At 57.3% G+C, this 22,958-nt stretch carries 22 protein-coding genes; 9 read left to right on the forward strand and 13 right to left on the reverse strand.

What is annotated here, in order from left to right; translation table 11 throughout:
- Positions 1 to 68: 68 nt before the first annotated feature.
- The 3 genes from ACFSOZ_RS11685 to ACFSOZ_RS11695 all read right to left on the reverse strand — a co-directional run bounded on the left by ACFSOZ_RS11685 (position 69) and on the right by ACFSOZ_RS11695 (position 2,445).
- Positions 69 to 821, reverse strand: coding sequence for a hypothetical protein (locus ACFSOZ_RS11685; protein ID WP_379097530.1), 753 nt, complete (start codon positions 819 to 821; stop codon positions 69 to 71).
- A gap of 206 nt (positions 822 to 1,027) precedes the next feature.
- On the reverse strand, positions 1,028 to 1,456 hold the full coding sequence (locus ACFSOZ_RS11690) for a hypothetical protein (protein ID WP_379097532.1): 429 nt from the start codon (positions 1,454 to 1,456) through the stop codon (positions 1,028 to 1,030).
- Positions 1,456 to 2,445, reverse strand: coding sequence for a hypothetical protein (locus tag ACFSOZ_RS11695; RefSeq protein WP_379097535.1), 990 nt, complete (start codon positions 2,443 to 2,445; stop codon positions 1,456 to 1,458). Before ACFSOZ_RS11695 ends, ACFSOZ_RS11690 begins: the two co-directional genes overlap by 1 nt.
- Before the next feature lie 223 nt (positions 2,446 to 2,668).
- Here ACFSOZ_RS11695 and ACFSOZ_RS11700 point away from each other — a divergent pair, with 223 nt between their 5' ends.
- The gene (locus ACFSOZ_RS11700) at positions 2,669 to 3,250 is read left to right on the forward strand and encodes a recombinase family protein (protein WP_379097538.1); all 582 of its coding nucleotides are present in this window, start codon (positions 2,669 to 2,671) and stop codon (positions 3,248 to 3,250) included.
- A 66-nt stretch (positions 3,251 to 3,316) separates the two neighbouring features.
- On the opposite strand, the gene ACFSOZ_RS11705 is transcribed toward ACFSOZ_RS11700, so the two are convergent.
- Entirely contained in the window at positions 3,317 to 3,778 is a 462-nt protein-coding gene (locus ACFSOZ_RS11705; protein WP_379097541.1) for a hypothetical protein, read from the reverse strand.
- A gap of 288 nt (positions 3,779 to 4,066) precedes the next feature.
- On the opposite strand from ACFSOZ_RS11705, the gene ACFSOZ_RS11710 reads away from it, so the two are divergent.
- Complete coding sequence (locus ACFSOZ_RS11710; protein WP_379097543.1) at positions 4,067 to 4,360, forward strand: hypothetical protein; 294 nt, start codon at positions 4,067 to 4,069, stop codon at positions 4,358 to 4,360.
- Here the strand turns inward: ACFSOZ_RS11710 and ACFSOZ_RS11715 are convergent.
- Both ACFSOZ_RS11715 and ACFSOZ_RS11720 read right to left on the reverse strand, forming a co-directional pair.
- On the reverse strand, positions 4,303 to 4,836 hold the full coding sequence (locus ACFSOZ_RS11715; RefSeq protein WP_379097546.1) for a HEPN domain-containing protein: 534 nt from the start codon (positions 4,834 to 4,836) through the stop codon (positions 4,303 to 4,305). The two genes, ACFSOZ_RS11710 and ACFSOZ_RS11715, sit on opposite strands and share 58 nt — an antisense overlap.
- Before the next feature lie 254 nt (positions 4,837 to 5,090).
- Complete coding sequence (locus tag ACFSOZ_RS11720; protein ID WP_379097548.1) at positions 5,091 to 5,330, reverse strand: hypothetical protein; 240 nt, start codon at positions 5,328 to 5,330, stop codon at positions 5,091 to 5,093.
- Positions 5,331 to 5,542: 212 nt separating this feature from the next.
- Between ACFSOZ_RS11720 and ACFSOZ_RS11725 the strand changes: the two genes are divergently transcribed.
- Together ACFSOZ_RS11725 and ACFSOZ_RS11730 are read left to right on the forward strand one after the other, a co-directional pair.
- Positions 5,543 to 5,752, forward strand: a complete 210-nt coding sequence (locus ACFSOZ_RS11725) for a hypothetical protein (protein ID WP_379097551.1) — start codon at positions 5,543 to 5,545, stop codon at positions 5,750 to 5,752.
- Positions 5,753 to 5,761: 9 nt separating this feature from the next.
- The gene (locus ACFSOZ_RS11730) at positions 5,762 to 6,118 is read left to right on the forward strand and encodes a DUF2958 domain-containing protein (protein WP_379097553.1); all 357 of its coding nucleotides are present in this window, start codon (positions 5,762 to 5,764) and stop codon (positions 6,116 to 6,118) included.
- 69 nt (positions 6,119 to 6,187) lie between these two features.
- Here the strand turns inward: ACFSOZ_RS11730 and ACFSOZ_RS11735 are convergent, their stop codons facing one another.
- Complete coding sequence (locus ACFSOZ_RS11735) at positions 6,188 to 6,628, reverse strand: Ros/MucR family transcriptional regulator (protein WP_379097555.1); 441 nt, start codon at positions 6,626 to 6,628, stop codon at positions 6,188 to 6,190.
- Positions 6,629 to 6,917: 289 nt separating this feature from the next.
- On the opposite strand from ACFSOZ_RS11735, the gene ACFSOZ_RS11740 reads away from it, so the two are divergent.
- Both ACFSOZ_RS11740 and ACFSOZ_RS11745 read left to right on the forward strand, forming a co-directional pair.
- Entirely contained in the window at positions 6,918 to 7,169 is a 252-nt protein-coding gene (locus ACFSOZ_RS11740; RefSeq protein ID WP_379097557.1) for a hypothetical protein, read from the forward strand.
- A 573-nt stretch (positions 7,170 to 7,742) separates the two neighbouring features.
- Positions 7,743 to 8,138 carry a hypothetical protein gene (locus ACFSOZ_RS11745; protein ID WP_379097560.1) on the forward strand — a complete coding sequence of 132 codons (396 nt, stop codon included), beginning with the start codon at positions 7,743 to 7,745 and terminating at the stop codon, positions 8,136 to 8,138.
- A gap of 111 nt (positions 8,139 to 8,249) precedes the next feature.
- Here the strand turns inward: ACFSOZ_RS11745 and ACFSOZ_RS11750 are convergent, their stop codons facing one another.
- From ACFSOZ_RS11750 to ACFSOZ_RS11765, 4 genes are all read right to left on the reverse strand, one after another.
- Complete coding sequence (locus tag ACFSOZ_RS11750) at positions 8,250 to 9,407, reverse strand: porin (RefSeq protein WP_379097563.1); 1,158 nt, start codon at positions 9,405 to 9,407, stop codon at positions 8,250 to 8,252.
- A gap of 367 nt (positions 9,408 to 9,774) precedes the next feature.
- Positions 9,775 to 10,512 (reverse strand): antitoxin Xre/MbcA/ParS-like domain-containing protein, encoded by a 738-nt coding sequence (locus ACFSOZ_RS11755; protein WP_379097566.1) that lies wholly within the window; start codon positions 10,510 to 10,512, stop codon positions 9,775 to 9,777.
- 1,505 nt (positions 10,513 to 12,017) lie between these two features.
- A complete protein-coding gene (locus ACFSOZ_RS11760; RefSeq protein ID WP_379097569.1) occupies positions 12,018 to 14,477 on the reverse strand; it encodes a beta strand repeat-containing protein in 2,460 nt (819 codons plus the stop codon).
- Positions 14,478 to 14,695: 218 nt separating this feature from the next.
- Positions 14,696 to 15,388, reverse strand: coding sequence for a hypothetical protein (locus ACFSOZ_RS11765; protein WP_379097572.1), 693 nt, complete (start codon positions 15,386 to 15,388; stop codon positions 14,696 to 14,698).
- Positions 15,389 to 15,908: 520 nt separating this feature from the next.
- Between ACFSOZ_RS11765 and ACFSOZ_RS11770 the strand changes: the two genes are divergently transcribed.
- Positions 15,909 to 17,282, forward strand: a complete 1,374-nt coding sequence (locus ACFSOZ_RS11770) for an integrase (RefSeq protein ID WP_379097575.1) — start codon at positions 15,909 to 15,911, stop codon at positions 17,280 to 17,282.
- An 82-nt stretch (positions 17,283 to 17,364) separates the two neighbouring features.
- Positions 17,365 to 17,760 (forward strand): hypothetical protein, encoded by a 396-nt coding sequence (locus tag ACFSOZ_RS11775; protein ID WP_379097578.1) that lies wholly within the window; start codon positions 17,365 to 17,367, stop codon positions 17,758 to 17,760.
- 1,482 nt (positions 17,761 to 19,242) lie between these two features.
- Here the strand turns inward: ACFSOZ_RS11775 and ACFSOZ_RS11780 are convergent.
- Together ACFSOZ_RS11780 and glmS are read right to left on the reverse strand one after the other, a co-directional pair.
- Positions 19,243 to 19,599, reverse strand: coding sequence for a VanZ family protein (locus tag ACFSOZ_RS11780; RefSeq protein WP_379097581.1), 357 nt, complete (start codon positions 19,597 to 19,599; stop codon positions 19,243 to 19,245).
- Between the two features lie 82 nt (positions 19,600 to 19,681).
- A complete protein-coding gene (gene glmS / locus ACFSOZ_RS11785) occupies positions 19,682 to 21,505 on the reverse strand; it encodes a glutamine--fructose-6-phosphate transaminase (isomerizing) (RefSeq protein ID WP_379097584.1) in 1,824 nt (607 codons plus the stop codon).
- Between the two features lie 869 nt (positions 21,506 to 22,374).
- Between glmS and nusG the strand changes: the two genes are divergently transcribed.
- Positions 22,375 to 22,938, forward strand: coding sequence for a transcription termination/antitermination protein NusG (gene nusG, locus ACFSOZ_RS11790; RefSeq protein ID WP_379098178.1), 564 nt, complete (start codon positions 22,375 to 22,377; stop codon positions 22,936 to 22,938).
- The last annotated feature ends 20 nt before the right edge of the window (positions 22,939 to 22,958 follow it).

Raw genomic sequence — 22,958 nt, forward strand, 5'->3', positions numbered from 1 at the left:
TCGAACCGGCCAAGGCCAGGCGAGGGTGCCCCTGGCCCGGCCCTCGCGCTCCAGCCCGACCCACAGGGTTATTTCGCAGAATCTGCCCCATCTTTCGGGTCATTTGGGGATTTGCCGAATTGCTGGTCCATCGCCTGTCGAATCCGCTTGTTGAGTTCGTGGCCTGACGGCAGCGCGTACATACCGAGGTCGCGGTAGAGTTCGCTCTCGAGATCTTTGCGGGTGGGCTCCGTATAGGGCGCCTTGTCGGCTCTCATTCTGCCGAAATCGTAAAGGCGGTTGGTGAGGTAAGTCAGCCGTGCGATATCAAAGACCATCGTCTCAAAGAAATTGAGCGCTCGCTCCGATTTGGGTGTGTCCACCCTGGATTCGAACGCCTGCGCATGGATTACCAGCAACTGCATGCTGCGATATGTTTGTTCATCGACAAGGACAGCCGCTTCCATCACAGTTCTAAGCGCGTCGAAGGGTGGCGGCTTTGGTCGCCTGTCGGGGTCCTTTTTCTTCCACGCCTCGAAGCAAGCCGCCCAGTACTTGTTCAGATCAGCAAGGGCGTGCGGGAGTCCGATCCGCGCTGCCAGATTCTCGCGTCTCCGTTCCAGCGCAATTTGTTCTCTCTCAAGGCGGGATTGTTGTTTTTGGTCTCGAATTTGGACCCAAAGCAGACAGGCGCCGATCAGGGCGAAAACGCCAGTCAGGAGGGGTTGCCAATCATAAACAGCATTGACAAATGGGTTCTGAAATTTGGAGACTTTTTCGCTGCATTGTTCCAATACGCTCTGCGCGAAGATGTTGTCGCATATGACTTCCCGTAGGTTCATTTGTCACCGCTGGCGTCTGGCTGTTCCCCGCATGCTTTCGTGGCACGGCGCAACTGGCGAATGCGATTCAGCCTTAGGCTCATTACACGACGCGCCTGATGTAATGGCAATCGCGGTTGCTCGGGCAGTTCGGGAGCGATGACGCGGCTGGAGCTTCCCGCTTTCTGGCGGCTGTCACCGGGCTATTTATACCCGTGAGCGCTCCCTCAGTTTTCTGGTGGGGACTGGCGGCCGCAAATGGTGACGATAGCGGAGCTGCCCCAAAAGGCACGGGGCGCGAAGGTGATCGCGTAATCGCGGCTGCTGGTTGTCGGGCCGAACCAGGAATGGGGTGAGGCACTTGACCACGCCGGCAAATCCATTGCCGGTGTCCGGTCCTCATCGGCGGGCGGGGTCGGCATGCCGTCGCCGCCAATGGTGATCATGGACACGCCGATGTAGCTCCCGGCCTTGAAGCGGCCGACGAATTCGACGGCATTGCCTATGTAGCGGAAGCACCCGTCGCGCCGGTCGAGCTTGAACCTCTGGGTCGGAATCGGCTGCGTGGGTTCTTCCTGGGCCGCTGCGGGGGCCGCCACCAGAATGGCGGCGCCGACAGCCCAGAGAAGCGGTCGTTTGCATGCACTGTAACGCATCACTTGGTCTCAGGGTCGGGCTCACCAAAGGCCTTCACAAAGATAGCCCTGCCAGCGCCTGAGATCTGCTTTTGGATGTCCCAGTCGAGCTGGCTGTCCTTGATGTAGAGACTGAGGGCACAAATCTCGCCGCGGCAGGCACTCGCCGTCGAAGACTGCTCGTCCTTAACAAAATAGGAAGCCGAGTATCCAACGATGACATCCTTGCAGTCCTTGTCGGGTAGAGCATCACCACCTCGGGTGAAGCATTTCCCGATCGAGCTCTGGGGCTGATCGGCGGCGCGATGATCAGTGGTCATGGGGAGTTTGACGCCGAACCTCGCAAGGCGGACATTGACGAAGGTGGGATCAAGCCCGCGATCGTCCGCCTCCATGCCGAAACTCGGCTGCAGGAAATAGGGGATGTTGGCGATGTCGGCAGGGAGCTTCCCAATCACCACCGACCATTCGTCGGTGACCCGCTCGATGCGGTCGAGGATGAGGTTCGCGCGGAACCGCTCCAGCATATTGCGTCCCCCGCTGGAAAAACCCTTGATGGCGGAGATAGTGGTTCGGCCTTCGGGATAGACAACGCCATGGAACTGGCCGTCCACGTTGCCGAGGAACAAGGGCAGGTTGTCCTTCTTGACCTCGACCCCGAACCCCATCGCTTTTAGACGCTTCTCAAGCTCTACGGTGGATATGCCAGCTCCGGCGCCCTTGAGAGCGTCGATCCCCGAGAACGCGGCACTGGCGTCAAGGCGAGCCTGTTCGATTATAGAAGGTGCCGGAATGGTGACGGCCGGGATCTGGGATAGGTCTACGACAACGGTCTTGGGCTTGTTGCTGTCACTGCACCCTGCGGCAGCCAGCAGGAGACAGCCCAACGCCGCAACGGATTTGGCTTTTATCGTCGGACCTGTTGCTCGATGAGTTCGAGGTTGGCGCCAAAGTGGATTGCATGCCGAGCGAAGGCCGGCCGAGACGACAGCAACGATTGCGGGAAGCATCAAGGATGTGCCTGTTTCTGGAAGGACAGAAGGGCTCAATCTCTATCCAGAACTCACGATTTTTGAGCCCGAACATAAGGCTGCGCTAACTAACGCGGCGTTGGCTTTTATGCGCAAAATTTAGGCAAACAGTCGTGACCAGCTTCGAGAATATGGGCAAAAATATCAGGGCAGGGATGTTGCAAATCTCGTGACTTTTGGAACAACAGGGAGGCGCACGTGAATGAAATATGGATATGCGCGGGTCTCGACTGAAGCTCAGGACTTGTCAGCACAGGTGGAGCGGCTCAGGGCTGCGGGCTGTGAACGGATCTTTTTTGAAAAAAAGAGCGGCAAGGATGCGAACCGGCCTCAACTCAGACGGCTCATGAGGGGGCTAAAACCGGGGGACGTGGTTTACGCCGTGGTAAGTGACCGCGTCGCGCGGGATCCGTTCGATCTGCTGAGTATCATGCGGACCGTCACGGCAGCCGGCGCCGCTCTGAGACTGCTGGACGAACCGTTCATCGACACGACCTCGGAAATGTCCGACCTTGTGCTGTTCCTGGTCGGATGGGCGGCGAAGTGGCAGCGGCGCAGAATTCTGGAGAATACCGCGAATGGCCGCGCCCGTGCCATGGCGATGGGGGTGAAGTTCGGCCGTAAGCCGAAGCTCTCCATGCAGCAGCGCAGGGAGGCACTGGCGAGATTAGCGGCGGGCGAGGCGCGTTCTGATGTTGCCAGTTCGTTGCATGTCAGTGGCAGCACCATTTCTCGATTGCAGTCGGAAGCTACTCACCCCTCTAACGCATTACTGGAAGGCTGACGGCGCGGTCAGCGAAGCTTTCCGCAGGCATCGTGTTGGGCCGCATGTTGGCGCGAGGGGGGGTAACTAGCGGAGCCACCAATATAAAACGACAATAGCGATGGCTATTTTCCACCAATGTTTGGCAAGAAAGGCGCTCCGATCCTCCCACGTTTCATTCCGGAAAAAAGCCTTGGCATCGGCTCCAGTCAATACTTCGATCCGAAACCCGCTGGTGTCTCCTTCACCATTGCTCACGTTAGTTTCATTGACGCGCGCAACGAGTCCGCCATCCGGCTCGTTGAGCATTGCCTTCTCTAACCATGCTATTTCATCTGGTACCGTAAGCCGTCCCACCGCCCCCATCGACGCCCATCCCAGTCTCTTGACTTCGTAGCTTGGCCGCGCTGACGAAACATCGCCTGTCCAATCGTCTATATGAATGGGAGTTCTCCAGTCTATATCAAGTCGCTCGTCGATCTTCGGCGGCTTTCTGTCGTCATCCGCATAGTAGTGTGGAGATTCTGCATAAACAATTCGACGTGCCACGCTTCGCCACCCCCATTAGCTTCCAGCAGTTTGCATAAAACAAATTACTTGGTGTCCGCAACCGGTGCCGACCCGGGGGTATCCGAGGATGAGCGAAATCGAACCTTTGGTAGCGTTGCATCCGCTTTGGATTGAATCCTGCCAAATCCGGCGTATTCTGCCGGTGTGCATGTGAGCATAAGGTGGCGCCTGGCGCCTCGATTAGCCACCCCTTCAAGAACCAGGATCGGCCTGGCGACCGAAAATGCTGAGGCAAGAGACCGCCCTTCCATAAAGGAAACAGCCGTCATGGATTCCCATGCCGTTATTACGTCCCTGCCAGTGGCCGGTGCCGACCGTACCGTGCTTATCGATGCCGCCAACGCCGCTTTCGAAAGGGTAATCGAGCGGATGGAGCCGGCCAACGAGGAACTGACTCGAAGCTATTGGGACGCTGAGAGTTACATCGACAATGAAATAACAGCATCCATGCTGCCGATCTCGTTGGACTACGCCGCGTATCTCGTTGATGTATTTCTGATGCCTCATGTCGCCCAACTGGCGGGCGCCGCAGACAACGAGGCTGCCGAGATTCGGACTTGAGCCTCTCCGGCGGCAGTTGGCTCTATCTGCGGCCTGGGGGACCTCGCGATCAGGACTGTAACCTTTGCCGCCACCTCTTCGAGGGTGGCGGTTAGGCGGTTGATCTGTGAGACGGTTGTGGCGAGCTCGGGCCCATAGCGGGTGATGAGATATTCCCGGTTCTGGCTCAGGGACTGAAGATGCTTGGCGGTTTTCGCGCGAAGGCGCAGCCCAGCTTCGACTGTGTGCGCCGACCGCGCCGCCAAGTCATGCTGCATCTTGCGGATCTGATTGGGATTGTGCCCGCGGTGGAGCAAAAGCGCGGTCAGATAGAGTTCGATCGCGTGGATGGCGCACAGTCTGAGCGGCGCACGCGTAAGCGGCTTGCCGGATCGGCCGAGCTTAAGGAGCTCGGTTGCCGCCTTGCGGTACTCTTCGGCCAATTCATGAATCTGCTCCGGGGAGGCGAGCTCCCCCGGATATTTGCCCTCTGTCATCGCCCCCACGCAATATGGAATCTTACCGTTTGCGGTAGTAAGCATCCCACGCCAAGCCGATATCGGCAAATGTCCATTCCCGCCGTCGGCCGTACGCGGGGCTCTGCCGCGTCATGCACTCATTCAGGCCAGTCTGCCTTTGAAACTTCATGAACCAGGCCGTGGATTTGGGCTTGCCGCTCGCTGCGGGCTGAATCTGACGAATGATGCCGCTGTCGGCCCAATGCTCACGCGGATTGGAAAGGGATGCGGGGTCAGCCAGATAGCTGCGTAGTTTTTAAAGTGGCGTCTTCTGGCGCCTGGCGAAGGTCGGCGCGAAGCTCTTGGACCGCGAGCACTGCTCCTTGCTTTGCTGCCTCCGTTAACATGTCGCGCAATTGCAAACTCGTCAGCACCAGCGCTGGCATAGCGTCCATGAACCGTACTTTCATTGATGGGATTTGCGGCAGAGCTCGCCGCAGATTCATTGCGTCACAGCCAAAAAATGACGTCAAGCGGCGCTCGGTGCCATGCGGTTGGGCGTTGCCTTTTCCGTTGCTGGTCCGCCCGGATCCGATGACGTTCCCTTCTAGCCGGCGCAGCCGTCTTGTCCCGATCCTGCCCGCTCCATTCGCTGCGCTCCCGTGTTGGGGACAAGCCCGCTTTGAGCGCCGTCACCTTTGGAACCGTCCTCCGGGACAGAAACCATCAACCAAAGGAAAAGACCATGACCTATAACCGCAACACCAAGTCCGAGGCGAAATCGCCGCTCTACCACGCCTACACCGTGCGCGACGGCAAGGAAGGCCAGAAGGGCTTCTGGACCCGCATCGGCTCTTTCTTCGCCCACGATGACGGCGAAGGCGGCACGCTCCTCCTTGATGCCCTGCCGCTCGACGGACGCATCGTCCTTCGCGCCCCGAAGGCCGACGAGTAGGAGGCCGCCATGCAGATCTTAACCCAAGACCTGCGGGAGAAGCTGCTGGCGAATGGTCGCCAGCAGCAGCCTCTCCGCGGCACCGGCAGCGAAATCGACTTCGTCCCGGTCGTCAAACTGTTCACGCCGGATGCCGGCGCGACCTGGCTCCTGACCGAGATCGATCCAGAAGACCCGGATATCGCCTTCGGTCTCTGTGACCTTGGGCTTGGTTGTCCCGAGATCGGGAACGTGAGCCTCTCGGAACTAGCTGCCGTTCGAGGCCGCCTTGGTCTACCCGTGGAACGCGACCGGCACTTTAAGCCGGACAGAGCCCTATCGGGCTATGCCCGCGAGGCTCGTCGCCTGGGTCGGATTCGGGCGTAGCGTTCGTCACGATGCTCAACGCCATCCTTACGGGTGGCGTTGAGTGCCGAAGGCGATAGCGGCCAGACCTCAGGCCCTGGCCTTACGTTTCGTCGCAGGTTTCTTGGCTAGAGCTGGCTTCCTTCCCAAGCCTAGCGACTTTGCCAAAGCCGAACGGGTCGCCGAATAGCTCGGCGCCACCATGGGATAGTCCTTCGCCAACCCCCATTTCGCCCGGTATTCATCAGGCGTCAGCCCATGACTGGTCGCAAGATGGCGTTTAAGCGACTTGTATTTCTTACCGTCCTCGAGGCTGATGATGTAGTCCGGAAACACCGACCTTTTGGGGTTAACTGCCGGCTTGGGCGGGGGTTCTGGTATGGGAGATGGCGGGCTAATATTCGACAATGCCGAATTCACGCTCGCGATCAAATCCGACAATCCGGACACTGGAACAGCGTTCTTTTGGACATAGGCGGCAACGATATCGGCAGTAAGTTCAATCATATTATTGTTTGGTTCCCCGGGCATCGACGTGCTCCTTCAATCACCATATTCTCATATCCGTCAAAGAGACGATATGCGCCCAACCTATGCCATTTGGATTTTGTCCAATCAAGTCGGATATTTGGCTTTTCTGTATGACGCAGGGGAAAAGCGAACTTTCGTTTGGTGGCAAAGCGTAGCCACGCCAAACCAACCTCCCGGTTAGTGCGGGACCAAAGAATGTTGCACTTGCCTCAATTGACGATAGGCTAAGGGCGTCAAAGGCGGGGTCTGAGGTTATGCAAAGCGAGATATCACGGAGTATAGATTGCAAATGCCTAATAAAGCGTCTGCTGTTTCTATCTATGTCCTTTGGTCGGACCACATAACTGCTTACGATCGAGAGCATCAGCCCATCTATTTGAAGCTCCTGGAGGCGTGGTCCGACGAAGCCAGCATAGAAGAGATGGTGGAGATATTGGGAATCGACCCGTGGGACGAGCCAGTTCGCGCCCGCGACGCGGTTCGCAGCCATCTCGATCGTGTGGTGTGGCTGCTGACTCTACGGGATCCAAGCGGCTTTTGAAATCCTTGCCGCAAAAGTGCCCATAGAATCGGCACGAATTCTTTGCCAGTTGATGGACCAAATGCGCGGACGGCGGCTCGGACGAAGAGCGTGAAGCTTCCGCTATCGTCCGGAGCTCTCCGATAGTTCGCCCATGCATTCCTCGAGCTTCTCCAGGCGAAGCTTCGCCCTGCGAAGTTCATGTCCGGCTTCGAAACGTCGATGGCGTCCCAAAGGTGCGGTCGTCATGAGGTCGAGCTCCAGTTCGGCAATGCGCGCGCGCACCTGTCGAGCGTCGTCCTGGCGCAACGCTCTAATCAATCCACGTCCACGCATTAGTCTTCCCTGCAGCACCCCAAAAGCCATGCTGGTCTATCCTCGGAAACCCTAATTTCCGGCAAGCCGAAACGCTCTAAATTCAACTTCGGCTACTTTAGCGATGATAAGGCGCTTGGCATGAGGCGGACAGGCGAAGGTGGCGCCGGCCAGGAGCGCAGCTGCGAGGTCGCAGCGGCTGCGGGACGGCGGCTGGGATGTGGATAATTAGGCCTGGCCTATTGCGGATTACGCCAGCCGGCGCGCACCCTGGCTACCATGGTGGCGGAGCATGTTGAATTGGCGTTGTTTGAGCAGTCGTTCGGCAATCGCGAGGGCCTGCATCAACCGTTCGGTGATCGTGTGGCTGACGCTGCGGAGAAAACCGCAGGAGCGGTTCTATTCGATGTACGTGTCGACGGTGATATCTGCGTTCAGCGGATGGCTGGGATTGGATATGGCGAAACCGGCACAGCGATAATCGTAATGGAGAAGAGCGGACAGCTTAGATGCGCCTCGATCAACGGAGACACAGCCCTTTTGGTGGCAGAATTGGCTGCCTGGGATGCGTCGCCGCTAAGTGAGCAGGCGAGGGGTGACCACCGCGGAACGGCCATCATCCTGCTCGCGAGGCTTCGTGGCTCGGGTCACTTCGCCCCGTTCCCAGCCGGCTGAGCGTTGCTTCTTACGGGAGGGCACATTCGCGTCGGTACGGCAGCTCTCGGCGAAACAAAAAGGCCCGCGACGACGTCGCGGGCCTTTCCCTTCTGATCGGCTGGGGTTCGATCAGAAGTTGCGCTGGAAACGGACGATGCCGCCAACGCTATCCTTCTTGTCGGCCTTGGTGAAGTTGCCGAACGGAGTGCCATCGTCGAAGTGACCGAAATGGTCCCAGTCGACTTCGGTCGTGATCGTGAAGCCCGGAACGATGGTGTAGGCGACATTCGCAGCCAGACCGATGTTCTTGTCGTCATCGGCCGAAGCCTGGACGTTGAACGCTGTCTTGGCATTGAACTTGTAGGTGCCACCGCCCCAGACGGCCCAGTTGCCGCCCCACGGCTTGTAGAAGCCGCGGCCATGAGCGTTGACGGCGTTGGTGGGGTCGGTGAGGTTGTTGTCGGTGCCGTAGCCGCCCATGACGAACAGCGACAGTTCCTTGCTGACGTTGACGTCCAAACGAACCTTGCCGGCCACTTCCTCGTAGTTGCTGTCATAGGCGACAACGCCGGTGATCGCACCCCAGTCGGCCTTGTACTTCAAGCCGCCGACGACATGCGGAACATAGCTGTCGATCGTGTTGGCGCCGGAGCCTTCTTCCAGCGAGACAACGCCCGAGAAGCCGCTGCCAGCGTCGAAGTAGTAGCTGACGACGTTGGTGTCCTTGATCCCGTACGGGATGATCGTGTCCTGGATGACATTGCCGGCATAGCCGATGAACGCGTCGTAGGGTGTCTCATCCTTACCGACGCGCAGGCCGCCGAGCTGGATCCACGCGAAATGCAGGTCGACCGGCTTGTTGGCGGCGGGATTGCTGTCGACGTTACCGCGCGCATCAGTGACAAGGTTTTTGTCACCGAAATTAAAGCGCGTTTCGGTGTAGGTCTTCAACGTGCCGAGCTCGGTTTCCTGGCCGGTCCAGGTCTTCAACGTGAAGCGGGTGTTCTTAAACCAGGTGCTGTTCTCGCTGCCGTTTTGTACGTCGGTGGTCTTAGCGCCATCGAACGTGCCGATGTCGCCCACGCCGGCGTCATAGCGGATATAGCCGCCGATGCGCAGGCAGGTCTCGGTGCCGGGAATGTAGAAGTAACCTGCGCCATAGACGTCGCAGATCTTGACGTATTCGGCCGGTTCCGGCTCGGCGACGACGACCGCATCGGCGGCGCGGGCGCCGGAAACTGCGATCAGGGTCGCAGCGGAGCCGAGAAGAAGGCTCTTGATGTTCATTTTCTTGAATCTCCAGTCAAAGGTTCAAGACAGGCTTCGGCAGGTCACTTGGGCTTTCCTGCCACCCCCGTCCTCATCGTTGAAAAAGTCGCGCACCGTGCGGCTTCTTCGCGCTCGACATGGCCGACTTCGCTGCAGTGCACAAACGGAGATTGAAACTGGAAAGCGGCTCTTTGGCTTTTTAAGAAGTATTGTTGCAGGAATATCACGAATATATGCCATAATTCGGCACATATTGCACAAGATGTACAAACGAAACGTGGACTAGCCTGAGTTGATTCTATTTATGACTGTTTTACAACGGGATGTTACTCGCCAAGTAAACCGGTATTACAATTTCAATCTAATCGATTTGAAAATCAGAACGTTAAACTGAAGAGTTGATACTGCCGGTCGATGAAAAGTCGCGTGCGGCCAGTATGACCTCGTGCACCATGTCGTGCTTGAGCATTTCAATGGGAATGCGACCGTCGAGATCTGGCGAAGGGCGGGCCAACCAAAACCAGGCCAGCCTTGGATTGGGAATCAGGGAGAGTACCTCACTGATCCCTAGCGCTGGCCTGCCGTCGATGAACTGGGCCAGCGGGAAGACATGCTTGCGGCCGCCCTTGCGCAAGGCAATGACTTCGTTGCGCCTTTGCCAGCGATGAAGCGTGGAACGCGGGATGCGGAGCTTCTCTTCCAAATAGGTCGATCCGGCAACTTCGCCCGCCCAGTCCTCGATCACCATCGATTGGAGCTCTGCGGTTCCCTCGGCAACGTGTTGGAACGCAGGCTGGCCGGGTCCGGCCGCCGGCGCCGGCCTCCCCGAAGCGTGGTCCGATTCGGCGGGGTGGCTGTGCGCGATCTTGTTTGCCATCGTGCGGAAGAACTCGGAGGCGAGCGCAGTCAAGTCGCCCTTGAAAGAGCCGATCGCGAGCGACTGTGCCTGCGGCAGGAAGGGCAGGGCGGCGGCCACACTGCCCGCAATCGCGCTGACGGAAACGAGCGCCTCGGCGTCAAGCAGGACACCATGCTGCGTCAATGCCTGTTGCACCGCCTCGCCCACCAGACCCGCCAAGGCTTCGTGGGATATCCCAACCATCGGATTTGGAAATCTGGTCATGTATCTGACTTGCCGGCCACGCGCGCTCGTCCCCAACTGTAGCCGGTTGAAAGGCTACAGCAGGCAGACGGAATGGTAACGACCATAGACACAGCGACCTGACAGGCAGCTGTCTTGCATTTTTTCATACCCCAACTGGCTGCCCCGAAATGTCAGTTGCGGGACGCCTCAGTGTGCGTGTAGGGGTGGTGTGTGACAGATGCACGACAGACCGCGTTGTTTGATGCCCTTATAGAGTGACGCACCTTTACTATTGCACTCTTGCTGCTTTGCTTCGGGCGCGGCCGCGGAGCTTGGCCACTGGAAGACATCTGCGGGAGTTGAATGTCCCAATGGTCGATGATGGTGGCAGCCGCCGGGGAATCTCGAGCGCATAGGCAAAGAGTTTGGCGATCGTGACTTTTTGCTACCGGAGATCATTGCCTACCTGCGCTCGATTGGTCGGTACATAGAACCCCACTCGCCAGCGACGCATTGGTCAGAACATCAGAGAACACAGTAGGGAAAGGTGCGCTCAGTCCACCCACGTGGCTTCTGTCCTTACACCGTCCACCAAGTGGCGAATGCTATCGCGAAAACGGTTACGACGATCCAGAACATACACGTCTGGTCTCCGTTTCGGCCAGATTCGCCATCTTCGAACACGTCGTAACCTCCATTCCTCCAACGGTAAGCATTCCATACCACAACAGGAACACTATCAAGCTGCTCGCGAGCGAGGGCAGTGACATGGGTTGGGCTAGCATCCGCTAGAAAACTCTCTGGACGAACCACTGGGGTCGGTAACGCGTATCCACGGCTCACCAGGTACGCGACCAGGCTTGAGGGGGCGCGGTATCGCCTTCACCACTGCGTGAACATGGCTTTGTGCCGCGACTGACACGCTACGGACGATCTTTGAGCCGTCCATCTCTTCGACTTTGAAACGTTCCATCGACCTGCTTCCTCGCAACCGACAATTACCAAAATCCGGAACGAATGGAACTGCCATGGACCGCACCTTCGTGAGCGATTGCAAGGCTAAGAGCGGGCAAACGAGTCTCGGTGTACTACTCTCTTTAAAATGGAGCTAAGGCTGGTTCGAAAACCTATACTTAACCGTAGTGCCAATGCGGCTTCGGTTCTGTGCTCAAAAACATCACACCGATCTTGTCTACATTCGTCGCCACTTAACAACAGACTTATAGCCTATGCCGTCAATCGGGATGTAGAGAAGGAATTCATCCGGAGCGCGCGCTTCGATTGACACCTGCAACTCCGCACCTTTGGAATGCATGTTTCGAACAGTGCACCTGACCTCTGAATTTTGATATACCTGTCAGTATCGTCGCTCCTTTGAGAACACGCCGACGCCGCTGTTTTCGCAATTCTTCACAACCGTGCATAAAACACCCATGGACGAGTACGCAGGATTGCCGCACGCGCGTCTTTACGTTCGTTCGGCGTGGTCGGCAAGCCGTGAGCCGCTTATTCACAGAATAAGTGGAAAGTCGCCTAAAACTGTTCTACTGGCGGCAGTAATAAGGACGCCCGTTGACCATCTTCATGGTGCCATAGGTGGATGGGCCGCAGGTGATGGCGGGGCCATCCGCCAGTTGCAGGACGGTGGCGGAGACGGTGCCGGAGATTTCCAGAGCAACCGCGGGGGTAACGGTCCCTATGCCCACCTTGCCGCCGAAATTGGCGGCGCCCAAATAGGTCTGGCTGACGCCCAGGTAACCCCAGGTGCTGGCGCCGTTTGTGAGGGAGACATATCCGCTGTTGCCGTTGGCGATGACCTGCGCGGTGCCGGAGGTAATGCGGTCGACTGTGGCGACGGTGGAGGAGGCGTCGGCGAGGTTGGCCCAGCCGCCGCTGCCGTAGCAGACCTGGAAGGTGGAGCCGTTGTAGCGGATGGCCCCCGAACGGTTGGTGTCGCAGGTATTAGTCGTGGCAGAGGCGTCGGCAGAGATTCGGATGGAACCGGCGACATCCAGCATGGTTTGAGGATTGGTGGTCTGGATACCGACGTAGCCGCTGACCCGTTTGGATACGAGGCTGTTAGAAACGTAGGTGGAACCAATTATCACATCGGCATTGCCACCCATGAGGACGAGGCCGGTCTGCCAATTTGCCCCGCCGTTGCCGACCATCAGCTTATTATTGCTAACGTTGAATTGAAGGACGGGAAAGGGGCCGGTGGGGGCTGCCGCGTAGAGCAGGACATTGCCTGCGTCGGTTGGCCATGCGCCTGTTCCTGTAGCTGAAACCAGGATAGGGCCAGCCACATGCAGCGTTTTGCTGGGAGAGGTGACGCCGATGCCGACATTGCTGGAGAAGTAGCCAGTGGTGGCGGAGATGGCACCGGTTGTGGAGACGCCTGCGCCGACATAAATGCCGGTAGTTGAGACTTCGACGATGTTTCCATCGCCCAAGATCACCTGATTGGACTTGTTAGGCTGGGCGTTGAAGCCAACGCCGGTGACGTTGATGAAGGTATTGGATACGCTGGCGGATTGGACGGCATAGGCACCCAGGGCGGTCACATTGCTGGCCATGTTGTTCCGCCCCGCAAGATAACCCAAGGCGACGGCGTTAAGGCCCGTATTGTACTGGCCTGCATAGGAGCCGATGACGGTGGAGTTGGAGCCAGTATTGTACTTTCCCGCTGCAACGCCCATTGCCGCAAGAGCGTAGCCAGAGTTGAGCTGCCCGGCCTCTTCACCCACAGCCGTCACGAAGGCGGATGTATTGTCCTTTGCGGCGAAATAGCCGATGCCCGTAAGGTGGGTCATAGTGTTGTTCTGCCCGGCAAGGCCACCGACCAAAGTGGAATAGTCCCCGCTGTTATTCTGGCCTGCAGAATAGCCCAAGGCGGCGAGGTTGCTGCCGGTGTTGTTTTGAGCAGCGGCCATACCGACCGCAGTGACGTTGGTGCCGGAGTTGCTATAACCCGCGTTGGTGCCCACGGCGGTGACATTCGGCATGTTGTTGGACAACGCCGCAGCATAACCAACGGCGGTGAGGTAGTTGGCGGTGTTGTTCTGGGCTGCGGCATAGCCCAAGGCGGTGACCTGGACGCCCGTATTGTTTTTGGCTGCGCTAGAACCGATGCCGACGACATTGGAGCTGGTGACGATATCCAGCAGGCCCCGGACGTTAAGGTTGCCGCTGGGACTAATGATGGCGCTGGCTGTACCGGAGATGATCCGGTCGGTAACCGTGCTGATGCCAGTGAGGCCGGAGCCGTTACCGACGAAATTGGTGGCGGAGATGGTGCCTGTGATACTAACGCCCTTGCCGACATAAACGCCGCTGGTGCTTACTTCAACTACGTTGCCATTCCCCAGCACCACCTGGTTGGACTTGTCGGCGGTATAGACGTTGTAGCCCAGCAGGGTGACGTTGCTGAAGGTGTTGGAGGTGCCAGCCCAAGCCCCCAGGGCGGTGACGTTGTTTCCGGTGTTGTTCTGCGCGGCGGCATGCCCGACCGCCGTGAGGGCACTCCCGGGATTGTTCTGACCGGCAAAATCGCCCAACGCTGCGACGTTGGAGCCTGAGTTGAAATTTCCGGCCGACTTTCCGACAACCGTAACATTACTCCCGGTATTGCTATACCCGGCACCCTTGCCGAGGGAGACCACATTGGTGCCAGTCACGATTTCCAGTCGCCCGAGCATGGTCACGGTTCCGTCGGGGGTGATAATCGCAGCGCTCGTGCCGCTCACAATGCGATCGGTGGCTACCGTGACGCCGGTGAGGCCGGATCCATCCCCCAGAAACGTGCCCGAAATGGTCGAGCCGCTAATTATTGGCGCATCTGAAGGGCAACCGATATCCCCGCGGCTAGCCTCGCCATAGCAAAGCCGGTTGCCATTGATGCCCATAGTGGCAGAGACGTTGACAACCTGGCCCCAATCCTGCGCCCACGCAGGCGCCACCACCAGCATGGCGGCGAGGAGCGACAGGCGGCATAGGAGATGCATAGGCCACTCTACCGCAACCTCAACCGCTTGGCGTCGCCAGTGATGCCAAATGGGGCAACCGCCGTTGCGGCTTCGCCACGTTGGGCTGTTTTACCTCGGCCGACTTCGCCTGGGTCAGGCGCTGGCGCGTGATGATGGGGTGAGCCGAAAATGAACGAGAGGCGGAGTAAGAGCGCAACAAGCCGCCCGGTGGGGCGGCTTGTTGGGTAGGCTCAGGCTTAGTTGACGGTGTTGGCCGCGTAGCAGAGGGTTACAAGGCTGGCGGTTGGCTGAGCGGTCGGGATGGTGGTCGCACCGCCGAGCGTGCTGTTCAGGCAGGCAGTGGTGCCGTAAACCACGCGGCCCTTGGTGGCGTCGATCGCGCCATCGGTGGCCTTGTCGGCTTCCTTCGCGTCGGCCAAGGGCATGTCAGCAAACTGGACAACTATGCGCTGGTCGCTACCGACGGTGGCCATGGTGTTGGCCTGTTCGGTGATGATACCGGTCGTGGAGCTGCCACCACCGAAACCATGGTAAACCACGGCGGAGGTGCCGGTGCCGGTTATGCGGAAGCCGGGCAGGATGTTGCGCAGGTCGGACTTGTCGATGTTGCTGGCCCAACTGGCGGCGGGGATGGAGTTGTTAACCAGCACGGCCAGGTTGCTGGTGGGGGTACCGGCGGTAGTGAGCGCGTTTTGGGGCCACATGTGCTGGCCGGAATAGAACTGGCCGTTGGCGTCTTCAACCTGCTTGAGCTGGGCACCCGCCTTGGTACCGCTGGAGCGGTTGATGAGCTGCCAACCCACGGTGATGATCACGAGGGTGATGAGGATGGCAATAATGGCAACGATCAAAATGGTCTGGTCGATGGTATAGCCCTTGTTGGAGGTAAGACGGCTAAACAGATTGTTGAAGGTAAGTTGACTAGTCATGAGGTTCCTTGCTGATTGTTGGGTCTTGAGACCTATGGTACCTCGCTCCAGATGTTCTGACAGGCGGTGGGGAAATTTCTGACAGGCCGGTGTGTGATTTGTGCACTGGCCCAGTGGGTACAAAGGGCGATGCTCGGTCGTGAGAAAGCGCCGCGCAAAACAGATCGGGCGAGCGGTCAGTTGGTGACACGGTCGCGGACGGAGAACCCGATCCGCCCCTCCGCCCATTCCAGTGACTATTAGTGCCGGATGAACGTCCCGACCAAAGATCGGTTACATGAAAGATACATGGGAAGAATCGACTGGATCGGTTTTCATGTAACCATCTGAATAATATGGCGCACCCGACGCGATTCGAACGCATGACCCCTTCCTTCGGAGCGCCAACCGTACGACAATACGAGATTATTGAAATTCGTAATCATTTGTTTTCTGGTCATTTTTGTTGATGTACTCAACATCATTACTTCACTTTCTATGTAACATTTGCTATAAATCGGTTACATGGAAGTTACATGAAATGCCTAAATTGTTTTTGACTGACGATCTTGTTTTTACGGCAAGTTGCCCACTTGGGAAAGGCCAGGAAATATACTGGGATTATCCAGTTGGAGTGGACGGTCGTATACGAAGTGACTCCGTTTCGGGCCTGGGGCTCCGTGTTACTGAGTTGGGGCACAAGGCCTTTGTCCATGCTTACAGGTTCAATGGCAGGCGTTATCGAACAGTGCTCGGGTCTACCGTCGTCCTCAACGTATCCTCTGCCCGGCTGGCGGTCGGCAAACGGCAACGCCGCCTGGAGGTCGGGGATAATCCAGATTTCGACCGAACCGACCCTCGCCGTGCTCATCTTCTAACGGTCCGTGAGGCGATCGACCGCTATTGGGAAAGCCATGTGAACGGCCTCTCCGCCGGCTACCGCTACAATTTCGCGATCTTTGTGGCGCATTGGCTGCGGCCCACGCCGACGGTGGCAAGCAAGCGCGGCCACAACAGTCGGCGTCGTTACAAAGATTTCGGGACGATGTTCGCCGACCGGCCGCTTTCCTCGATCAAACCGCTGAATATCGAGGAATTCCAGAAGCAATTTTCGTCGGGATACGTGTTCAACAGCGCGCTGCGGCACGTACTGGCGCTCTATAACTGGGCCATCCGTATGCAGTTGGTGGACATGCGCAACCCCTGCACTCCTATCCGAGCCCGGAAGGTTATACGCCGACGCCGGGATTACTCAACAGAGCAGATCCGCCAAATCGCAGCTCACATCTTCTATCCGGTGTTCGAGGCACCGCCTGAAATTGATCACCTGGAAGGGTTCGCCAAACGGAACATGGCTCTGGTCAAGGGGCAGGTGGCAACCGCCAACGACCAGATGGAGGAGCTCTCCAATTTTATGGGCATCCTGTTCCTGACCATGGCCCGCCCCAGCGATCTGACCAAGGCGGAATTCGACCATTTTGATCTGGAGAAGCTTGTCTGGCACAAGCACAACACCAAGGGCATCAAACTGTCGCGTTCGCTCTATGAATACGCCTACCGTTCGGTGCCGATCCATCCTAGGGTGGCCGCGATGGTGCAGGCCCAACGCCTCCGCTGGCCTGAAAGCAAGTTACTGTTCCCCTCGCACACCGATATGACCCAGCCCCGCGACAATTTCCGCAAGGGGCTGGACAGGTTCAAAGCGATGCCGGGCGTTCCGGAGTATTTCCAGCTTTACGACCTCAAGCGGATTGCCATCTCCCTGATGTTGACAGCCCAAGGCGTATCGCACGAGGCCGTGTCACACTACGTCGACCACAAAGGAAATCTTGAAACGACCATGATCTACGACCTCGGCCTTGTAGACCCGATGCGCCCGGTGACTGAACGGCTTGGCGTCCTGCTCGGCGTCTAGCGCTTGACGTCATTTTTCGTTTGTGAGGCAATGGGCCTGCGGCGATGTTCAGCCGCGACAATCCACAACGAAAGCTATGCCCATGGAAGTCATGCAGGCGCTTGTGTTGACCAGCACCCAGCTGCGCGACATGCTGACGGAAGCTGCTCGAGAGGGAGCGAGTTTGGCCGTCGCGTCATTGCGTGCGGAACTTCATCAGGCGCCCGACGACGCCACCCTCAAGAAACTCCGGGCCTACCTGGCGGACCCGGCCTCGCTTGCCAATCCGCAAGACCATTGGGCGCATAGCGAGCTCATCCGCCGGATTCAGCCGACGGCGCGCGGCAAGCCAAAATCCACGGCGTGGTTTATGCGATTCCAGAGGGAGACCGGACTGAACGAGTGCTTCACCCGTCCAAGTCCTGCCTATGGCCGCCGCAGAGAATGGTCTTTCGCCGATATCAGGCTGGCATGGGATGCCTACTACCGCAAAGGGTAAGCAGCGAGGCTACATCGCTTTATTATTTGTGCAAGGCTCGCGAAACTTCCGCAAAAGCCGAAGTGATCAAACAAGCGCGCCCAAACTATAAGAGCGCCGGCTCACAAAACATTGCTCACGCACGTAACTTACTTTGAAAGGTATGTCTTGACTTTCGGATTGGGAAGCGCTGTCTAGCCGTCTCTTGCTCCCAGGCTAGGGGTTCTTCAGTGACTGTTCGAATAAGGCTTCCCGGTGGCACGCTGAAGGTCAAGAATTATCGTGAACTGCGCGCTCGAGAACGTCAGAGGCGGATGCCCGTAGTCAAGCTCGGCCCAATCTACCTTATTTGGTGGTCCAATAGGCAAAAGCCAATCGACGATTAACCGCTAGGCTGACGGAGGCATCTGTGATCGCTTCGAAGAGGTAAGCCATGCGTTGTGATTGGGGAAGTACATCATCGCCAACGGTGAATGCCACGATCCTCTACCAACAACGCGAAGGGCATGGCACTTTCCTGCGAATGGCGCGTGCCGCGCAGTAATGTTATACAGGCGATCACCAAAAAAATAAGCTCGGATGAGGTAAATCCAGACAGATCTTAAGATGTGTAGGCAGATCGAGCTTCCGGCGGAAATCATTGCACAGACACGTATTTAAAACCTATGAACGGCGAAGTATGTTTTGACGCTGACTTTTGGTGTCAACTGTTATGTTATCGGCAGCAGGTGTACTTGATACGTGATATTGACCAAACAATACGCGGCGCGATAATCCAGACGCGAGGAGTGAAAGAGTCCAACGTGGTGATAGGCAAAGCTGCAATGGTATCGGTAGCAAATTTAGTTTCAATGACGGTCACGTTACGCAGTGCATTGGTTCGGTCGTAGAATCATTCAACCCCGATGTCTTTACGTTGAAACAATAAGACATCATGATCCATTATCAGGTCATGCCTCCAATGCTTTGGACAAAAGCAACTAAACGTAGACTGCTTGCTTGCAAGCTCGCGCGAAACATGAATATCTTAGTTCGCTTGTGCGGCCGGCGGGCAGGGCTTCGCGAGAGCGCGGCGTTGGGGTTGGGGATATGTATTTTCCAAGGTTTCTTGTCGGTGCGACGATCACTCTGCTGGTCGTCGTGATCTGGGTTTACCATACAACCGATTCGATCTGGCGTACGGTAGGCTGGGCGATGCTCATCGCTACCATTCTCCAGATAGGGTATTTTGCCGCTGTAGTGTTATTGATCTATCTCGACGTGTCCAAACCCGCCGAGACAATTGATTCGAGCACAGGCGATGAAACTGGGTCGCTTCCCATCAGGCGGGACGGCATATCACTCTGATACCGTTGAAGGCGTATGACCTTCGGAACCGTTTTGGCGAGAATGTTCGAGGCAACCACTGCATCCGCCGCGAACGAGGCTGCCTTCCCAATGTCGAGGGCAACAAGCCGGACAATAGCGCGCTTTCCGACGCTCGGGGCATAATACCGTCGATCATCAGGCAGTCCTTTCCCCCCAGATCGCGGCGGCGAGGCCACATGCCACGCCGACGCAATCAGCAACCCAGTCGAGCATATCAACATCGCGAGCTATCAACGGCAACCCCTGGAGAACCTCGATGCCGGCGCCAACCAACGCAAGGAAGATAATCAGCCTCATCTTTCGCTCGGGCCAGCCGAGGCTTCCAAGGAACATCAGGACGGCGAACGCCGTGATGTGGTTCAACTTGTCGTAGTGAAAGCCTATGTCGATCCCAAAATCCTTTAGGCGAGGCAACGGCAACAACGCGAATGCAAGGACGACAACCAGCATAACCCCAAAAGCGACCCGTTCGGCGACTTTGTAATATTTCATTCTGCTCCGACCAAGTCTGAACCCTGACCACCGTTCGCGACGGGTTGGAAGGTCGACTGTGGTGAACGCTGGGTTGAAAGAGTCATTCGACGGTCACCGATTTCGCCAGATTGCGCGGCTGGTCGACATCCGTGCCCATGAACACGGCGGTGAAATAGGCGAGCATCTGGATCGGCAGCGCGTAGATGATCGGCGAGATGATTTCCGGCACGTCCGGCAGCACGATCGTCTCCATCGTCTTGACGCTCACTTGGGCCGCACCCTTGCTGTCGGTGATCAGGATGATCTTGCCGCCGCGCGCCGCCACTTCCTGCATGTTGGACACCGTCTTCTCAAAAATGCGGTCATGCGGAGCGATGACGATGACCGGCATGTTCTCGTCGATCAGCGCAATCGGCCCGTGCTTCAATTCGCCGGCGGCATAGCCCTCGGCATGGATGTAGGAGATCTCCTTGAGCTTCAGCGCGCCTTCCATGGCGAGCGGGAAGTTGGTGTCGCGGCCGAGATAGAGCACATCCTTGTGGCGGGAGAGATCGCGCGAGATCCGTTCGATCTGCCCGTCGAGCTTCAGCACCTCGCTGGCGAAGCGCGGCGCTTCGGAGAGTTCGCGCACCAGCATCCGCTCCTGCTCGGGCGAAATGGTGCCGCGGGCGACGCCGGCCCGCACGGCCAGCGAAGCCAGAACCGAAAGCTGGCAGGTGAAGCCCTTGGTCGAGGCGACGCCGATCTCGGGCCCGGCGAGTGTCGGCAGCACGACGTCGGATTCGCGCGCCATGGTCGATTCCCGCACATTGACGACCGCGCCGATCTTCATGCCGGCCTTGCGGCAATAGCGCAGCGAGGCCAGCGTGTCGGCGGTTTCGCCCGACTGGGAGATGAACAAGGCCGCGTCGTTCGAGGATAAAGGCATCTCGCGGTAGCGGAATTCCGAGGCGACATCGATGTCGACCGGCAGCCGCGCATAGCGCTCGAACCAGTATTTGCTGATCAGGCCGGCGAGATAGGCGGTCCCACAGGCCGAGATCGCCAACCGTTCGATTTTGCCAAAATCGAACGGCAGATCGAGCGGCTTCGAGACGCCGGAGACGAAATCGACATAATGCGCCAGCGTGTGCGAGATCACCTCCGGCTGCTCATGGATTTCCTTTTCCATGAAGTGCCGGCGGTTACCCTTGTCGACCATGAAGCTGGTCGAGAGCGACTGCTGACGTTTGCGGTCTACCTTGTTGCCGTCGATGTCGTAGATCACGACGCTGTTGCGGCGGACCACCGCCCAGTCACCATCTTCCAGATAGGTGATAGAGTTGGTGAAGGGCGCGAGCGCGATGGCATCCGAGCCCAGGAACATCTCGCCGTCGCCGTGGCCAACGGCGAGCGGCGGACCGTTGCGGGCGCCGACGATCAGATCCTCGTCGCCCTTGAACATGACCGCCAGCGCGAAGGCGCCTTCCAGCCGCTTCAGTGCCTGGTGTGCGGCCTCGACCGGCTCCAGACCCCTGGCCAGTTCGCGCGCCACCAGATGCGCCACCACCTCGGTGTCGGTCTGCGAGGAGAAAGTATAGCCGTCGCGGATCAGCTCATCGCGCAATTCGGCGAAATTTTCGATGATGCCGTTGTGAACGATGGCGACGCCGTCGGAAAAATGCGGATGGGCGTTGGTCTCGTTGGGCACGCCATGCGTCGCCCAGCGCGTGTGGCCGATGCCGATCGTGCCGTCGAGCGGCTCTTCCTTCAACCGGCGCTCGAGGTTGATCAGCTTGCCTTCGGCACGGCGGCGGCCGAGCTCGCCATTCTCGATGGTAGCGACGCCGGCGGAGTCATAGCCGCGGTATTCGAGCCGTTTCAGGGCATCGACAATGAGCGACGCAACCTGCATTTGGCCGACAATTCCAATGATACCGCACATGCAGACAGTTCCTTCAATCCACTACAGAAAGCCGACCTAGTTCACAGCGTTGTCAGTCTCTGGCCACGTGGAAAATTGTGCCCGACCGTACCGTTGCACAACATGTTGCTACAAATAGCCAACAAATGTTAGCAATAGTAACAACAGGACTACACAACAGCCTTATGAAATACTGCCTAAGCGCCACCCTTAAAACAACCGATAGTTCATTACGTTAACAGAAACGTGACAAGTCGCCTCGCCTTGTGATTATCAAGAATAAACCATCGGGCCACACAACACAGCGCCATAAACGATGCTGTCTCACGCGCTGAAATGAGCCACTCATTTTTAGCGCCCTATCAGGAGCCCTGGGCCTTAGCGCATCATTTTACAATCGACAAGAACGGATGCAAAACAAAGTCAGAGATTGAAGATCTAGTGCTAAGGCAGAGGGGGCGAGGCGGCGCTTAACAACGCGTGGAAAACCTGTCAAGCCCGCCACAGACCTTCCTTGACGCGATTATTATTTAATCGATTGTAGCGATAAAGCGTATCAGTCAAGACTTGCGTTTAACGCACAAGCATCATATGGCTCCGCAATATCGACTCGGACCAACTGTTCGTTAGCCAAAGCTTTTGCGCGCCTGCCGTGCGAGAGAGAAATATGACAAATGCGGCAATCACACAAGTATGAAATACCGTACATAACAATCGCTACAGCCAATAGATGAAATATTAGTGACAGCTAATTTGCCGTTATGGATAACAAAAGTATTTCATAATCTTTCAGGCAATGCCGCTTCTTAGAAAAATAGTTCCTTGCGAGTCTGAAAGATGTAGCATAAATAACCTGCCCATAGCGGTTGAAGAAATATGGAAACAGTATTGTGACTCTCTTAGGACTGGCGAGCACCGAGCGGAGTGCCGTTCAGAATTCTCCAGCCGCAGATAATGGCGTTAGGTGGTATGTTGCCAGTGTATCTCTGGGAAAAGAGACAATAGCTGAACAACACCTCTACAGGCAGGGATTTGTTTCATACGTGCCGCGTAGCAAGAGAACAGTTCGTCACGCTCGACAGCTCTCGACGCGGACAGCAGCATATTTTCCTGGGTATATGTTTGTCGCCATAGACGTTAACCGGCAACGCTGGCGCTCGATCAACGGAACTATCGGCATTCGTTCTTTGATTATGCGAGGGGATAGGCCATCGCCGGTCCCTATTGGGTTGGTCGAGCGCTTCATTGCATTAACCGGCAAAGATGGCCTGCTTGATTTCAGCGGTGGCCTCAAACCGGGATCTTCTGTTCGAATTCTATCGGGACCTTTCGCGGAGTTGATAGGTCGCCTTGATCGGCTTGATTCCACAGGGCGGGCCCGCGTTCTCGTCGCCATCATGAATGGCGAAATTCCTATTGATCTGGAATCGAGCGGTCTTGTCGTAATCGCGTGATCAAAGCGCTTTATTGGTCG

It is taken from the genome of Mesorhizobium newzealandense, from assembly GCF_042682145.1.
Taxonomy (GTDB): Bacteria; Pseudomonadota; Alphaproteobacteria; order Rhizobiales; family Rhizobiaceae; genus Mesorhizobium; species Mesorhizobium newzealandense.